Here is a 14,289-nt window from a genome sequence, read left to right as displayed (position 1 = left end):
AGACGGCGCCGCATCGCCATTGAGCGGCGCAGAGGAGGAACATGCAGATATTTGAACTCACCGAGTGGGGATTCCTCATTGCGCTGTGGGTATTCACGGCACTGGTGTTCTTGCTCGCCGTGGTGTTCCTTCCGCGGCTTCCGACGCGCCGTCTGATCAGTTCCGTGGTTCAAGCCGTGGTCATGCTGCTCGTGTCGGTATTGATTCTGGTCTCCGTGGCGGCCTACTTGAATCGGCAGAATAGCTGGTACACCTCGTGGGATGACCTCGCTGGCGGATCGGCGACGGCACTCCCGACGGAAAAATACGGCGCCCCCGCTCATGGCGTGACCAAAGCTCTCGCACTCTCGGGAAGTGTCACGGACGAGCAGCGCGATCCTCAGAAGAATCCAGCGTTCCAGAACAAGATTCAGGACACCGCAGCGCACGGCCAATACTTCACGGTTCCCGTAGCCGGCGAGACCAGTGGCCAAACCTATGACGTGATGGTGTGGCTTCCCAAGTCTTATCTGCATGACAAAGACAAGCTGTACCCCGTGATCGTGGGGTTCACGGGGTTCCCGGGGTCGCCTCAGACCTATTCCCACTCCCTCGACTACGGACACATGATTGAACAGGCTGTTGACGAGGGAAAACTACGTGATTCGATTTTCGTGGTCCCCGCCGTCCTGCCTGGCACCTACGACACCGAATGCGTGGACGGCACCCGAGAACAACCGCACCATGAGACCCCGCGCGTGGAAACCTACATCACGAAGGACCTCATCCCTTGGGTCAAACAAAACCTTCGCGTCGGCGACGATCCTCGCGCTTGGGCCGCCACGGGGTACAGCGCCGGAGGGTACTGCTCGGCCATGTTCAGCGTGAAACACCCTGATCTTTTCGGTTCGGGGCTCGTCCAATCGGGCTATTTCGAGCCGGAATACACCAAGGGTCAGCGATGGAACGAGTCCGACGATCCCCGGTACGACCTGCAGCGGATCGCGGCCACGACCAAACCCTCCGTCAACCTCAATTACTATTCCAGTCAGGACGACCCGCTCTCTTGGCCGTCGTTGACGAAGTTCCGCGACCACGTTGCCGGGCCCACGTCCTTGACTGTCGACTCGGTCGCCGCGGGAGGCCATCGTCAAGACGTGTGGCAGCCCGGTATGGTGAAAAGCCTTTCGTGGTTGGGTAGCACCAGCCCTTTTTTCGCCCCCACGTCCTAATCACGAGGAAATGACTCGATGAGCACCAAACGCACGCCAGCCCGGTCTATTGCGAACGGAAAGAGTCCCCGAGGACGCCGTACCGCGCAGCTGATGATCTGGCTCTACGCCGTGGCGACGTTCATGAACGTCGCCCTCCTCGTGACCCGACCCCTGCATCGGTCTTCGATCGGCTGGCCCGAATTCCTTTTAGGGCTCCTCAACATCCCGGTCCAGCGGAGCTTGATGACGCTGGTCATCACGGCGGTCGTTTTTTGGGCGCTCCTCCGCCGTAAACGGGCCGGGCTGTGGGCCGCGATGGTCTTCCAGTTCTTCGGGGTTCTTCTGGGTGTCCTGACGGCGATCTCGTTCCCTAACGTGGAGAATTGGGACGATCTCTGGGCCGAGGTGCCCCTGGAACACCCCGCTTGGGACTTCATCGGCGCCGCCGTGGGTATCGTCCTGTTGGTCTTAATGTTCCGAGCACGTCGGGAGTTCCCCGCACGGGTTCTCAAGGCCTCCTACGGTGCTGCGTTGCTCGTCTTACTCGCCGGCGTCGCCCTCGCCGCCTTGTTAGCGCTCGTCTTCTTGCCTTTGGATTCCCTTCACGACATCGGCGCCGTCATGATCCGGGCGCTCGGCTTCACCACACCAGGGGTCTTGGGCCACCTCCACGGCATTCCCCTGTGGTGCATTCAAATCATTTCGACGGTCTACGGCCTCACCGCGATCGTCGCCATCTGGGTTTTCCTGCGTTCCGCCCGCCCGGTGCACTCGTGGACCGGCGAGCGCGAACTCCAGCTCCGGGCGTTGCTCCGCGACTACGGCCATCAGGATTCCCTCTCCTATTTCGGCACGCGCCGAGAAAAGTCCACGGTTTTCTCCCCGGACGGTCGGGCCGCCGTGACCTATCGGGTATTTGGCTCAGTCTCGCTGGCTTCGGGAGATCCCATCGGCGAGCATGCCTCTTGGGCTAGTGCCATTCAAGAGTGGAAGTCCGAGGCCAGGGAATATGGCTGGATTCCCGCCGTCATCAGTGCGAGCCGCGAAGGTGCCCGCGCATATGCCCAAGCGGGAATGACCGTGGTGGGGATGGGTGACGAGGCGATCCTCTACCCGGACCGTTTCTCCCTCAACAACACGTCGATGACCGAGATTCGCCATAGCACCCAGCGCCTGGAACGCGAGGGTGTCACGGTCAAGGTGCGCCGTCAGGGCGACCTCTCCGAGGAACAGCTCGGGCACATGGCCGAGCTGAGCGATACATGGCGTCACGGCAAGGTAGAACGCGGCTTCTCCATGGCCCTGAACCGCACGGGAGACCCAGCCGATTACCGCACGGTAACCCTGGTGGCGTACTCGTCCGACGGCGAGCCCATCGGGCTGTTGAGCTTCGTGCCGTGGGGTAGCAACGGCTTATCCCTCGACGTCATGAGGCGCGCTCCCGGTGCGCCCAATGGAACCACCGAGTTCATGATCGTGAAGATGATGGAAGAGGCCGAAGGCCTGGGCATCACCCGCGTGTCCCTGAACTTCGCGATGTTCCGAGAAACCTTCGCGCGCTCGGAGGAGCTCGGCGCCAACCCGTTGACCAAATTCGGTTCCTCCGTTTTAGGGGTTTTGGACCGGTTCCTGCAGCTCGAGCGCCTCTACAAGTTCAATCAGAAATTCAGCCCGTCATGGGTTCCGCGGTTTATCTGTGTCGAGTCCTACGTTTCCCTTGCCCCGGTCGGGCTCGCGTGTGGTGTGGCTGAAGGGTTCCTTCCGGCGTGGCTCACGCATAAGCCGAGCCGCACCGGAACTCTCGGCCGCAATGAGCTGGCCCGCCTGCGTGAGTCCGAACGACGCCGCATCGCCCCCGAGGATCTCGCCCCGCAGTGGTCGGATCAGACGAGGCATCGCATCGCCCACCTCGAGCAGATGCGCGAGGCCGGGATCGAGCCCTACCCCAAGGGGACGGGCGAAGGCATGAGCGTGGTGTCCTTCTCAGCGCTCTTGAATTCCCCGGAAGCCGAAGAGGCACGGTCTCGAACGGATCAGGGCGCTCTCGTGGCTGGATCTTCTCAGGAAGGCGCCCAGGCCTCTGGGTCGCACCGCGCCGAACCAGGGCCTTCAGCTCTTTCGGTGACGGGGCGGGTTCGCTCGATCCGGCGTCACGGCAAGGTCAGCTTCATCGACCTCTACGAGCATGGAACGGTGATCCAGGCGGTGCTCGACGACGCCGTCTGCGGCCCCGAAACCCGACGGGCAGTCCGTTGGATCGACACCGGCGACCACGTGTTGCTCCGCGGACGCATCGGGACCTCGCGCAATGGGACGCCGTCGTTGATCGTGGAGTCGTGGGAAATGCTTTCCAAGTGCTTGCACCCGATCCCCTTCGATTCCTTCACCGACCCCGAGGCCAGGCTCCGACGTCGTTCGATGGACCTGATTGTGAACCCGGCCGAATCCCACAGGCTTCGCATCCGCTCGGCCACGATTCGCTCAATCCGGCGAACTTTGGACACTCATAACTTTCTCGAGGTCGAGACGCCGATGCTCAACACGGTGCACGGCGGCGCGAGTGCCCGTCCATTCAAAACGTTCATCAACGCTTACGGCGTGGACCTCACCCTGCGCATCGCCCCAGAGCTGTACCTGAAGCGGCTCGTCGTCGGCGACATGGGCCCGGTGTACGAGCTGGGTCGCGACTTCCGCAATGAAGGCGCGGACGCGACGCACAACCCGGAGTTCACGGTCTTGGAGGCGTATCAACCGTATGCGGATTACAACGTCATGCGGGAGCTGACAGAGCGCCTCCTCAAGAATGCCGCGCGCGAGGTCTTTGGCGAAGAAGTGCTGCCGCTGCGTCTCGGTGAGGATCCCAAGGATCCGCGCCAGGAGGCCGTACTGACGGATGTTTCAGGCCCCTGGCCCGTGGTCAGCGTGTGCGACGCGCTCTCGGAGGCTGTCGGCCAACGCATCGATCTGGAAACGAACTTCGAAGAACTTCTGGGGCTGGCCCGCCAGCACGAAATCCACGTACGCGACGACATGGGCCCCGGAGCCGTGATCGAAGAACTCTACGGTGAACTCGTTGAGGCGAAGACCTCTCGGCCCACGTTCTACAAGGACTTCCCCGTGGAGACCTCGCCGCTGGCCGGTCCACACCGGAGCGAACCAGGCTTGGCCGAACGCTGGGACCTGGTGATCAATGGGACCGAGATGGGCACCGCCTACTCCGAGATGGCCGACGCCCTCGAACAACGACGCCGCTTGACCGAGCAGTCTCTCAAGGCCGCGGCCGGCGACCTCGAGGCTATGCAGATCGACGAGGACTTCCTGGACGCCTTGGAAACGGGGTTGCCTCCCACGGGCGGCATGGGCATCGGCATTGATCGCTTGATCATGATGCTCACGGGTGCACCGATCCGTGGCGTCTTGGCTTTCCCGTTTGTCCGGCCGGGTTCAACCCCTCGTCTTAAGTCCGCGCCGCGGAAAGTTTCTGGCCCAGATTCGGCGTCGGTCGAGTGAACGAGCTGCAGTTTTTCGGGGTCGCCTCGGGGCTCGGAATCGGTGGATTTGACCCGGTTCCGGCCTTGATCGCCGCCGTATACATTGCGGCCCGGGGTAACTCCGGACGATCCGCTGCACGAAAGGCGCGACGCGACGTACTGCTCTTTGGCGCGGTGCTGATTCTTGGGACCGCTGCCTGGGGGTTCACTCTCTCGCGCCTACTCGGCGAGCATTTGGCTGATTTTCCGTGGCATTCACTGCTACGGGCAGGGGGATGGGCCGCCGGCGTCGAAATTCTCGTGGCCATCGTGGGGTTGTGTTTCGCCGGCTATCGTTGGATTCACCGTAACGATCCTCCCGAGGACAAAGAACAGCAAGATAGGAGCCTAGCCGGCCTGCTATCGGTGGCGCTCGGGTTCGTCGCGCTCGTCACGGCCGATCTGCCGTTCGTCGTCACCATCGGTCTCTCCTCTCATCAACCCGCCTGGGCTGTTCTCCCCGCGTTCCTGGCCTGGGCGATCATCTCGCAGGGTCCGCTTTTCGTCATGTGCGTTGCCGTGCTCTTCAACCAGCATCATCGGGCGTCCAAGTGGATCGGAAGAGCATGGTCGGCAGCCCGTCCGTGGATCCGTACAGCGATTCCTGTGGCCATCGCCGTCATCTGCGTGTTGCTGCTCCTCGACGCCGGGCGCTACTTCGTGATGGGGCGCTTCCTCGTCGGTTAGTGGCCTTGCGGGTTCACCGTCGCGCTCAACTGTGTCCGGCGCAACCTCCTGACTACGTCGAGTTTCGGTAATTTCTCAGGCCGGATATGCTGTCACGGCCGCGGGCTGTTTTCGCTCGGGGCCCGCTCGCACTCGAAAGTGATACTCATGGATGCACTCACCAACATCGTGACTCATGTCGGCGACTTCATCTGGCAGGGCATGTTCGTTGTCCTGATTGGCATTGGCCTGTACCTCACGATCCGCACCCGCGGCGTGCAGTTCCGGTCGATTTCCGAGATGTTCCGGGTGCTGGGCGAGCCCAGCGGCAAGGATTCATCGGGCAGAAACCAGATTTCCTCGTTCCGAGCCTTCACCATTTCCGCCGCATCCCGCGTCGGTACGGCCAATATCGCCGGCGTCGCGCTGGCCATCAGCATTGGCGGACCGGGTGCCGTGTTCTGGATGTGGGTCATCGCATCCCTGGGTGCCGCGAGTGCGTTCGTCGAGTCGTTGCTGGCGCAGCTGTACAAGCATCCCGGCAAGGAGTCGTATGTTGGCGGCCCGGCGTACTACATGGAACGCGGACTCCGGGCTCGATGGATGGGCGTCGCGTTCGCCGTCATCATCTGCCTGACCTACGGATTCGTGTTCAACACGGTGCAGTCCAATTCGATCGTCGACGCCATCTCGCAGTCGACCAAGTCCTTCGCCCCCGACCTGGCCGAGGGGTCCGGGCTGAAGGTCATCATCGGCGTCGTGCTAGCGGTTATTACCGCTCTCATCATCTTTGGCGGAATCCGTTCGATCTCTTCGGTGACCCAGGTGCTCGTACCTGTGATGGCCGTGATGTATGTGGGACTCGGCCTGATCGTCGTCGTCATGAACCTGAATTTGGTTCCGGAAATGTTCGTCAAGATCATCCAGGGAGCCTTCGGTATCAAGGAATTTGTTTCCGGTGGCCTGATGGGCGTGATCATTCAGGGCGTGCGTCGAGGCTTGTTCTCGAACGAGGCAGGCATGGGTTCGGCACCCAACGCGGGTGCCACCGCCGCGGTTTCGCACCCCGCCAAGCAGGGCTTCGTTCAGTCGCTCGGCGTGTACTTCGATACCCTCGTGGTCTGCTCGATCACCGCCTTCATTGTTCTGCTCTCTAACCCGACCTTCGGTGACCAAGCCGCGGGTGCTTCGCTGACGCAGTCCGCTCTGGCCGCACAGCTCGGCGGTTGGGCGGTGCACTTCTTGACCGTCGCGATTTTCCTCTTCGCGTTCTCGTCCGTGATCGGCAACTACTACTACGGCGAATCAAATATCGAGTTCTTGACCAGCAAGAAGTGGATTCTTCAGGCCTACCGCGTGGTGGTCCTGCTGTGCGTCTTCGGCGGGGCCGTGGTGGCCCTCGACCTCGTGTGGTCGTTGGCGGACGTGTTCATGGCGATCATGGCGTTGCTGAACCTCATTGCCGTGTTCCTTCTCGCCGGGGTCGCCAACAAGGTCCTCAAGCACTACGAGGCGCAGCGCCGGGAGCGTCGCGAACCGATCTTCCACGCTTCGGACCTACCGGAAATTCGCGGTCTCGAGGCGTGGAAGGGCGACGACGAGGTCACCACGCGTGAGTTCTGGATCGATCACGAGGCCATGCGGGCCGCCAGCCGCAACCGTTCGCGCTCCTAACCGGTCATAACGCTCGGCGTGCCGCGAACACGCTTGGCGCGTTGGCGGTCGCCAGGGCACGATGGTCGGAAGATTCTAGGTGGAGGGAAGCATGTCGGATCTAACCGAAGTTGAGGTTTTCATCCCGGCTGGTGGCCCGGACGACGTCGAACGGGAAGCCTTTCTCGACGCCGCGGCGTCGCTGGCGGAGCAGGGCTACCCGATCACCGTGTACGTACGCGGTGAGGACGAGTGGGCTTTCGAGCAGTGCGAGCACGTGGCGGACATGATCGCCGCCTCGGGCGACATGGTCCTGCCGATCACGCTCCTCGGCCCACAGATCGTGGTCTCGTGGATGTACCCGACCGCCGAGCAGATGCAGCGTTTCGCCACCGCTCGTGAGCCAAAACGCAAGGACCCGAGGTTCTCCGCCGCGGCATCCGCCTGTGGCCCCGGAGGCCGCTCGCTTCCCGGCCAGGCAGGGGCACCCGCGGATCAACCCGCGCCGGCAGGGTTCGCCGCCGTATTGGCAGGTGTCCAGGAGAAGCCTCGTGGAGGCCCCGATATCGGAAGTCGGCGCAACCTCATGGGTGGCGACGTCGGCGACGGCCTTCCCGAAGGAGACTCCTCGACGTCGGGAACCCCCTCTGGTGGGTGCTGCGGCGGTTCCTGCGGGTGCGGCGGGCACTAAGCGCTCAGGTGCTCGTTGCTTCGCGGGCCAGCCAGTCGAAATGAACGCTGTTCCTCCACGGTGAATCCCCGCTCGGGACCTCGGGTGGCTCCTTCGTCGCTACGAGCTTCAGCGACGACGCATTCTCCGAGCCCAGAAGAGTGTGACGGAAAGTGCCGTGATTGCGGTGAATGCCACCAAGATCCACATCGCCCGTTCCAAGAATATGGACAGAAACACCGCAACCAGCACAGCGAGCCATGCCGCAACGGTCGCGATCAGTGCGGTCCATCGTTGCTTCATCATCAATGGGGATGGGTTGTGGCATGACCTTCCCAGCCATGCATCGTCGGGTTTTCGACCAACCGTCGCATCGGCCTTACGACCCAATCAACGGCGACAGTTCGCGCGCCTTCCGTACGGCGCCTGAGAGTCCCAAAGACTCGAGCCAATTGCCGACCATCAGGTACCCATCCTCCGTCAGCACGGATTCGGGGTGGAACTGGACCCCGTGAATCGGCGCGGTGCGATGGCGGATGCCCATGATGATCCCCGACTCGGTGGTCGCGGTGGTTTCGAGCTCCTCCGGTAGCGTTCCTTCGGCGATCGCCAGGGAGTGATACCGGGTGGCCGTAAACGGAGAGCGCACGCCCGAAAAAACCGACGTCGAATTATGCGTGAGCACCGACGTCTTACCGTGCATGAGTTCCGGTGAATGCGAGATGGTACCGCCAAAAGCCTCGGCAATGGCCTGATGCCCCAAGCAGACACCGAACAATGACTTACCGTGCTCGGTAGCCCAATGAATTAGATCAATGCACACGCCCGCATCCGCAGGAGCGCCCGGGCCTGGGGAGAGGAGGACGCCGTCGTGCTCCTCGGCCAAACGAATCGCTTCCTCAGTGGTCAGCGCATCGTTGCGGATCACGGTGGTTTCCGCGCCAAACTGCTGAACGTAACCGACGAGGGTAAAAACGAAGCTGTCGTAGTTATCCACCACGAGGATCTTGATGGTCATGCAAAGCTCCTATTCATCCACGGTCACGTCGGGGCTCAACGGACTGTACTGCGCGACCACCGGAAACACATATTCCATGAGCACCCATACGGCCGCGGCAATTAAGACTATCGCGAAGACGATCCGCAGCCACAGGGGCCCCGGCAAATGGCGAAAAATCCATCCGTACATGATGCGTTCAGCCCTTTCCCACGGCGCCGGCGATTTCGGCAGGCGGCCCGGCCGAATTGGGTTGCCAGCCATCCATGACGGCGTAGGCGATGATGCGTTCCTGGGAGCCGAACCTTGGGTTGCAGCTAGTGAGCGTCATGATTCTGTCCTTCGGTTGCTCCCCCGGGCGCCCCGGCACCGGCGCGATAACTCCGGTATTACTGGGCATCACGATCTCGTTATTCCGGAACGTATAGGTGTAATAGCCGTCAGCGGTTTGCACATAGATTTTGTCCCCGGTGACGAGTTTGTCGATCTGATCGAGAACCTTGCCGTTGGTTTGGCGGTGCCCGGCGACGGCGAAATTCCCGACGGCGCCCGGCATGGCACTGTGCGTGTAGTGGCCCAAACCGAGAGTGTCGAGAACATCAGTCCCCGTTCCCTGCATCACGGGCCGCTCATAATCTGCACCGAAACGCGGGATATAGACGATGCCGATGGCACCGCCATGGTCCGGGGCCTGCGCCACCGGAGGTTCACCGTTTGACGGCGCAGGTTGCGGGGTGGCGCTCTGGAAGGATCTCTTCATGTCGTTCACGGCGTCGGCCTGGGCCTGACCCGCCGCGATGTTGGTCCACCACAACTGCCACACCACAAAGAGCACGACGACGAGACCTGCGGTGATGAGCAATTCACCCAGGATCTGCAGGACCCACCCCAGGGGACCGCGCGGCCGTCGTCGGCCTTTCAGCTCACGACGCCGTTCTCGAGAAGAGCCCACATTGACCTCCCAGTGGATGCAGCGGAAACTGCGCCTCTGGCTTCGCTGATTTCACACTGTGAATCCACACCCTGTGGGGGCATGTGCCAGACGGATTAGTTAGACTCAACAATCGGGTATGCGGCCAAAACGATAGGGGCCGCCCGGCACAAGATTCTAGCGTGTAGGGGATACCGCCGAGCACGTCCCGCGGAAGTTTCAGGAGGAACATATGGCCGAGAAGAAGAATACCGGCGAAAAGGACCTCGTCACCGAGGAGTCTTCGACGAAGAAATCGCGCGGTCGCCGATTCGGTTCACGCCGCGCCAAGGACGCCGCGGAAGGTGACGCCGTCGGTCAGACGGACCGCACCACGGCACTGGTCGCCGACGAGTCGTCCGCCGAGCGCCCCGAGAGCGCTAAGGAAAAGAAGAAGCGCCAGACCGCCGAGGAAGAACGCCTCCAGCGTATTGCCGACGAGATGAGCTCAAACCTCCGCCAGGCCTCCCCCACGCCGACCTGGTACATCGCCATCATGTTGGGATTCATGATCATTGGGCTGCTATGGATCATGACCTTCTACATCTCCGACCAGACCCTGCCGATTCCGGACCTGAGCTTCTGGAACATCGCGGTGGGCATCGGCCTGATGATGATCGGCCTGATCATGACGACCAGGTGGCGCTAGGTGCCTGACGAACCTTCGGATACATCCCCTGAGCAACGGCGCGGGGACGGTTCGGCGCCGGAGGACACCGGCCAGAACACGGCTGGCCCTGCCGGCGAAAACCGGCCTCTCGGCGCCCCTCACGTTCCCGAGGGGCAATCGGACCCAACCGAAAAACGCGAAGATCGCCCGGATATTCGCGCGGCGAAGGCCGAAACCAAAATCCGCCGTTGGGCCTTGGCTCTTCTGGTGCTGATCCCGGCCGTGTATTTCGTGGTTCAGAAGCTCACGTCATAGCGGCACCCGGGTAGGCGCCGCTTAGCCGACCAACGCCGTATATCCGGCGTCGAAGGCCATGAACACCGGAACCAGCCAGAACAGCAATGCCCAGGCCCGCCTCGGAGTGGACGCCCTGACGAGCTTGACCGTCGAAAACACCGCGATCCCCAGCACCCCGGCCAGCGAGACGACGGCTAGAAGCACCGGCGTCCCTGTGAACACCACGGGGAGGTCTTCCCTCCTCGAAAGCACCACTCCCGCGGCCCCGGCGATGATCGCCACCCCAAAGACGGCGGCGAAGACCCCCACACGATAGATCGCCGTACTCCCCCACGCCGAGGTTGCCATCACGACAAAGACGATGGCCGCCATGACCACCCAGCAGATCAGCGTGGCGAGGTTAATGACGACGTCGTGACCGAGAATCCAGTCCCGCACGGCATAGCTTCCGATCATCAGCAGAAGAACCTGCACCACCACGGGCAGGGCGACGCGCAGCATCGCACTGGAATCCCGACGCGGCACCCGATACCCCAGACTCGCCGCGTAACCCACGGGGTCCCCGAAGGTCGGCTCGGGGCCTTGACCCCGTTCGTCGCTCTTTTCGTGAGCATCCGCGAGGAGGTCGGCGATCTGCGCGGGGCCGGCACCGGCCAAGCGCAACGTGAGCACGAATTCGTCGACCCACGCCCGGTGAGCCGCGGACCATTCCTTGAGCGTCGTCATGAGCCTCTTCCCTTGCCGCTGGGTTTCCTCCTCCGGCCGTAGCGCACCCCGCGACGTCGCCACCCCACACGCAAAAACCCTCCCCACCGTGGAGACGGTGGGGAGGGTTAGTGTCCGAGGGAGGGGCGCAGATCAGGCCTGGGGAGCGGTGAACGCCACGTCCAGGGAGATGCTGACCTTATCCGAAACGAGCACGCCGCCGGTCTCCAGTGCGGCGTTCCAGGTGATGCCGAAGTCCTTGCGGGAAATCGTGGTGGTGGCCGAGAAGCCGGCGCGCGTGGCACCGAACGGATCCACGGCGACGCCGCCGAATTCGCCCTTGAAGGAGACGGGGCGGGTCTCACCCTTGATCGTGAGATCACCGTTGAGGGTGAAATCTTCCCCGTCGGCTTCGATGGAGGTCGAGGTGAAAGTCATCGTCGGGTAGTTCTCGACGTCGAAAAAGTCGCCGCCCTTGACGTGGCCGTCGCGGTCCGCGTTGCGGGTGTCGATCGAGTCCATCTGGACCGTGGCCTTGACCGAGGAGTTCTCGGCGGGCTCTGCCACGGTCAGCTCCGCCGAAACGTCGGTGAAGTTACCGCGGACCTTCGAGATGCCAGCGTGACGAACCGTGAACTCCACCTCGGAGTGAGTGGGGTCGAAGTTCCAGGTGCCGGGGGTGAGTTCGTTGAATGAGGTCATGAGATGAATCCTTTCGTGCTGTACGTTCGTTTTTTACTTTACATGTAAACCTTTTGCTTGGCAATCCTATTCCCACATTCACGAAGAAGACGGGCACTGCAAGAACGTGACGGATGTGGTCTCCGCGTGACCCGATGGCTTCACGGACTCCCGCGCGCCTGTTGGAGCGCCGATTTTCCCTTTACCCTGTGAGGTAAACCTAAATTGATGGAGGATCAGTGACTACCGAACTCACGTTCGAGCCGCGCGACGATGCCGAGCAGCACGAGGCAGACCTCGTCGTCCTTGGAGCAGGCGGCACGGGGATTGCCGCCGCCCTCGCCGCCGCGGAGCGAGGCGTGAGGGTCGTACTCCTGGAGAAGGGCAATCGCCCGGGAGGCGCCGCGATGTTCGGTGCCACGGGATTCGCCGCCTACGAGTCCGAAGCCCAGCGCGACGCCGGAGAGACCTTCTCTGCGCGCGATGCCTTCCACGCCATCACGGAGTACAACCGCCACCGCTGCAACGAAAAGCTGGTCCGGGAGATCGTGGGGCGCTCCGGCGATACCGTGTCGTGGCTGGCCTCGCACGGCCTGAAAACCACCCTGGCCGAGCATGACGGCGCGCACCACGGCCTGGTGACAGCCCAAACCGGCATCCTCACGGCCCACCGGGAAGCCCGCACGTACCACCGCTACGTTTCCAAATTCGGCGGCTTCAAGAAGATGCTCGCTTCCTTCGCGGAAATGGGCGGGGTATTACTGACCGAGACCGCCGCAACCGACCTCGTCACGGGCGAGGAAGGCGAAATCCTGGGTATTCGCGCCGAGAAAACCGACGCCGGCGCCCCTTTGTCCACGAGGACGGCCCTCAGCAAGGAGGCCCAAAAGGACATCGCCTCGGACGAGAACCAGGACCCGATCCTGGTGGACATCTCAACGCGCGCCGTCGTCGTCGGAACGGGCGGCTTTGTGGGGGATCACGATCTCGTGCAGCGAGTTCTCGGTTCCATCCCGGCCTCCGAGATGCATTTCACCGGAGAACGCAAGGCCGTGGGAACGGGCGGCAAGATTGCGGTGGCCGCCGGTGGCGTGGCGGACGACGACGTCGCCCTGGACATTCCCGCCTTCACGGTTCCGGGTCGATTCTCGTCCCGATCGCTCGCCGTTCTGGCCAACCTGCCGCTTTTGTGGGTCAACCGAGCGGGCAAACGGTTCGTGGATGAGGCCGTGACCTACCGTTTTGGCCACCGAGGTTCCGCCGTGCAGCAGCAAGGCGGGCAGTTCTGGATGATCCTGGACTCCGCAACCGTCGAAAGGCTCGCTACGGACGGCCTCCCCCACCTATCTCCCGCTGAGGATCACGGTGCTCCTCTACCTCCCGGGACCGAAGGCACCCCCGCGCAACCGCAACTCGTTGAAGCCCTCGGCGAGGCCGTGGACTGCGGATCTGCCTACATGGGGACTTCCGTCGAGGAACTGGCCGGCGCCGTCGGCTTCCAGGCACAGGAGTTTGCGGCCACCGTGGATCGGTACAACCATGCGGTGGAAACCGGCCGCGACGAGGAGTTCTTCTCCCCCGAACAGGTACTCCAGCACGGGGTGTCCGAGGGACCGTTCTATGCGGTCAAGGTGGTGAACACGGTTCGTGGAACCTTGGGTGGCATCCGCATCGACGAGCGCACGCGTGTTCTGGATGCGCACAGCGTTCCCGTACCTGGACTCTTCGCGGGAGGCAATGAAGCCACCGGCTTCTACGGCGGAACCTACCCACAAATCGACGGCTTGACCCTCGCCTTCGCCTTCAATTCGGGGCGCATCGCAGGGGAGGCTGCGGCGGACTATCTCGCGCACTAACCCTTCCCAAGGCGCAGCTAACGTTCTTCTGGTGCGGCTCGCATCAGCTCACCGACCAGATTTTCCGTGTTTGCCGGAATGTGCGGGCGGAAGAGGATGCGGTACATGAGCGGTGCAACGATGACGTCGACCACCCTTTCCCGTGACGGGACGGATTCACCGCGCGCACGCGCTCGTTCAAGCATGACGTCAATCTGATCCGCAGCATAGTCGGAGCAGGTTCCTGCATTTTCTTCGCCACCGGAAAGTACATCTCGAATCATGGCCCGCCCGGAATTGCTGGCCATTTCTTCGGCGAATGCTTCGGCCCAGGCCAAAATGTCGGCCTCGAAAGATCCACGGTCTTCGGGCGACTGCTCCGGTCGGAGATTTTCCGTGGCCACGTCTGAGAAGAGGGCATCGAGGTTACCCCATCGCCGGTAAATCGTAGAAGGAGTCACCCCCGCGAATTCAGCGATCAT

15 protein-coding genes are annotated in these 14,289 nt (G+C 62.5%); 8 read left to right on the top strand and 7 right to left on the bottom strand.

Annotated features, from left to right (window positions below; all coding sequences use genetic code 11):
• Nucleotides 1-41 precede the first annotated feature (41 nt).
• From B9Y51_RS01250 to B9Y51_RS01230, 5 genes are all read left to right on the top strand, one after another.
• Nucleotides 42-1,211 (top strand): alpha/beta hydrolase, encoded by a 1,170-nt coding sequence (locus B9Y51_RS01250; protein WP_085528517.1) that lies wholly within the window; start codon nucleotides 42-44, stop codon nucleotides 1,209-1,211.
• An 18-nt stretch (nucleotides 1,212-1,229) separates the two neighbouring features.
• Nucleotides 1,230-4,703, top strand: a complete 3,474-nt coding sequence (gene lysX, locus B9Y51_RS01245; protein WP_085528516.1) for a bifunctional lysylphosphatidylglycerol synthetase/lysine--tRNA ligase LysX — start codon at nucleotides 1,230-1,232, stop codon at nucleotides 4,701-4,703.
• Nucleotides 4,700-5,410, top strand: a complete 711-nt coding sequence (locus B9Y51_RS01240) for a hypothetical protein (protein ID WP_085528515.1) — start codon at nucleotides 4,700-4,702, stop codon at nucleotides 5,408-5,410. The genes lysX and B9Y51_RS01240 overlap by 4 nt, the downstream gene beginning before the upstream one ends.
• A gap of 147 nt (nucleotides 5,411-5,557) precedes the next feature.
• On the top strand, nucleotides 5,558-7,063 hold the full coding sequence (locus B9Y51_RS01235) for an alanine/glycine:cation symporter family protein (protein WP_048682236.1): 1,506 nt from the start codon (nucleotides 5,558-5,560) through the stop codon (nucleotides 7,061-7,063).
• Between the two features lie 91 nt (nucleotides 7,064-7,154).
• Nucleotides 7,155-7,733 carry an arsenic metallochaperone ArsD family protein gene (locus B9Y51_RS01230; RefSeq protein WP_085528514.1) on the top strand — a complete coding sequence of 193 codons (579 nt, stop codon included), beginning with the start codon at nucleotides 7,155-7,157 and terminating at the stop codon, nucleotides 7,731-7,733.
• A gap of 108 nt (nucleotides 7,734-7,841) precedes the next feature.
• On the opposite strand, the gene B9Y51_RS11140 is transcribed toward B9Y51_RS01230, so the two are convergent.
• The 4 genes from B9Y51_RS11140 to B9Y51_RS01220 all read right to left on the bottom strand — a co-directional run bounded on the left by B9Y51_RS11140 (nucleotide 7,842) and on the right by B9Y51_RS01220 (nucleotide 9,661).
• Nucleotides 7,842-8,018, bottom strand: coding sequence for a hypothetical protein (locus tag B9Y51_RS11140; RefSeq protein ID WP_153245884.1), 177 nt, complete (start codon nucleotides 8,016-8,018; stop codon nucleotides 7,842-7,844).
• Nucleotides 8,019-8,091: 73 nt separating this feature from the next.
• On the bottom strand, nucleotides 8,092-8,730 hold the full coding sequence (locus tag B9Y51_RS01225) for a glutamine amidotransferase-related protein (protein ID WP_048682247.1): 639 nt from the start codon (nucleotides 8,728-8,730) through the stop codon (nucleotides 8,092-8,094).
• Between the two features lie 9 nt (nucleotides 8,731-8,739).
• The gene (locus B9Y51_RS11195; protein WP_048682249.1) at nucleotides 8,740-8,901 is read right to left on the bottom strand and encodes a hypothetical protein; all 162 of its coding nucleotides are present in this window, start codon (nucleotides 8,899-8,901) and stop codon (nucleotides 8,740-8,742) included.
• A 7-nt stretch (nucleotides 8,902-8,908) separates the two neighbouring features.
• Nucleotides 8,909-9,661 (bottom strand): class E sortase, encoded by a 753-nt coding sequence (locus B9Y51_RS01220; protein ID WP_053090011.1) that lies wholly within the window; start codon nucleotides 9,659-9,661, stop codon nucleotides 8,909-8,911.
• Between the two features lie 211 nt (nucleotides 9,662-9,872).
• Here B9Y51_RS01220 and B9Y51_RS01215 point away from each other — a divergent pair, with 211 nt between their 5' ends.
• Nucleotides 9,873-10,328, top strand: a complete 456-nt coding sequence (locus B9Y51_RS01215; protein WP_082156828.1) for a cell division protein CrgA — start codon at nucleotides 9,873-9,875, stop codon at nucleotides 10,326-10,328.
• Nucleotides 10,329-10,604, top strand: coding sequence for a hypothetical protein (locus B9Y51_RS01210; protein ID WP_085528513.1), 276 nt, complete (start codon nucleotides 10,329-10,331; stop codon nucleotides 10,602-10,604).
• Between the two features lie 21 nt (nucleotides 10,605-10,625).
• Here the strand turns inward: B9Y51_RS01210 and B9Y51_RS01205 are convergent, their stop codons facing one another.
• On the bottom strand, nucleotides 10,626-11,312 hold the full coding sequence (locus tag B9Y51_RS01205; protein ID WP_085528512.1) for a hypothetical protein: 687 nt from the start codon (nucleotides 11,310-11,312) through the stop codon (nucleotides 10,626-10,628).
• 132 nt (nucleotides 11,313-11,444) lie between these two features.
• Nucleotides 11,445-11,993, bottom strand: coding sequence for a YceI family protein (locus B9Y51_RS01200; protein ID WP_085528511.1), 549 nt, complete (start codon nucleotides 11,991-11,993; stop codon nucleotides 11,445-11,447).
• Nucleotides 11,994-12,211: 218 nt separating this feature from the next.
• On the opposite strand from B9Y51_RS01200, the gene B9Y51_RS01195 reads away from it, so the two are divergent.
• A complete protein-coding gene (locus B9Y51_RS01195; protein WP_158088225.1) occupies nucleotides 12,212-13,828 on the top strand; it encodes an FAD-dependent oxidoreductase in 1,617 nt (538 codons plus the stop codon).
• Between the two features lie 17 nt (nucleotides 13,829-13,845).
• Here the strand turns inward: B9Y51_RS01195 and B9Y51_RS01190 are convergent, their stop codons facing one another.
• Complete coding sequence (locus B9Y51_RS01190; RefSeq protein WP_238651073.1) at nucleotides 13,846-14,289, bottom strand: TetR-like C-terminal domain-containing protein; 444 nt, start codon at nucleotides 14,287-14,289, stop codon at nucleotides 13,846-13,848.

It is taken from the genome of Kocuria massiliensis (genome assembly GCF_900169715.1).
GTDB classification, from domain to species: Bacteria; Actinomycetota; Actinomycetes; order Actinomycetales; family Micrococcaceae; genus Rothia; species Rothia massiliensis.
The sequence above is the reverse complement of the archived record's forward strand: the minus strand, read 5'-3'. Positions and strand labels throughout refer to the sequence as shown.